This window comes from Kitasatospora putterlickiae (genome assembly GCF_039527695.1).
In the GTDB taxonomy this organism is placed as follows: domain Bacteria; phylum Actinomycetota; class Actinomycetes; order Streptomycetales; family Streptomycetaceae; genus Kitasatospora; species Kitasatospora putterlickiae.
Genome location: NZ_BAAAKJ010000485.1, coordinates 1 through 1188 on the forward strand (window position 1 = coordinate 1; position 1188 = coordinate 1188).

General features: G+C 53.9%; 1 rRNA gene. It reads left to right on the forward strand.

Going from position 1 to position 1188, the window contains the following annotated elements:
• Positions 1-979 (forward strand): 23S ribosomal RNA (locus tag ABD308_RS37575); the annotation flags it as partial.
• Positions 980-1188: the final 209 nt, after the last annotated feature.

Sequence of the window (1188 nt, forward strand, 5' to 3'; positions counted from 1 at the left end):
GTCCTAAGGTAGCGAAATTCCTTGTCGGGTAAGTTCCGACCCGCACGAAAGGTGCAACGACTTGGGCACTGTCTCAACGAGAGACCCGGTGAAATTATACTATGCGTGAAGATGCGCATTACCCGCGACAGGACGGAAAGACCCCGTGGAGCTTTACTGTAGCCTGATATTGAATGTTGGTACAGCTTGTACAGGATAGGTGGGAGCCATCGAAACCGGAGCGCTAGCTTCGGTGGAGGCGCCGGTGGGATACCACCCTGGCTGTACGGACATTCTAACCCAGAACCGTGATCCGGTTCGGAGACAGTGTCAGGTGGGCAGTTTGACTGGGGCGGTCGCCTCCTAAAGAGTAACGGAGGCGCCCAAAGGTTCCCTCAGAATGGTTGGAAATCATTCGCAGAGTGTAAAGGCAGAAGGGAGCTTGACTGCGAGACCTACAAGTCGAGCAGGGACGAAAGTCGGGCTTAGTGATCCGGCGGTACCGAATGGAAGGGCCGTCGCTCAACGGATAAAAGCTACCCCGGGGATAACAGGCTTATCTCCCCCAAGAGTCCACATCGACGGGGAGGTTTGGCACCTCGATGTCGGCTCATCGCATCCTGGGGCTGTAGTCGGTCCCAAGGGTTGGGCTGTTCGCCCATTAAAGCGGTACGCGAGCTGGGTTCAGAACGTCGTGAGACAGTTCGGTCCCTATCCGTCGTGGGCGTTGGAAATTTGAGAGGAGCTGTCCTTAGTACGAGAGGACCGGGATGGACACACCGCTGGTGTACCAGTTGTTCCGCCAGGAGCACGGCTGGGTAGCTACGTGTGGAAGGGATAAGTGCTGAAAGCATCTAAGCATGAAGCCCCCCTCAAGATGAGATTTCCCATCATTTTAAATGAGTAAGATTCCTCAGAGACGATGAGGTAGATAGGTCCGAGGTGGAAGCGTGGTGACACGTGCAGCTGACGGATACTAATCAATCGAGGACTTAACTTATACGAAAAGCGCAGGCGACTGTTCAGGTCATGCGGGATAAGACGAAGACATGGAGTGGCATGGTTTTGGCCACGGAATGGCTTTGGCTTATATCCGCCTTGACCTAGGAGCCGGAGCTGGACAATACGAAAAGCGCAGACGGACTACTAGCCAATAACTGCTCACATGATTGCCTTTCTTATCTAGTTTTGAAGGTGCTAGTCACCTGA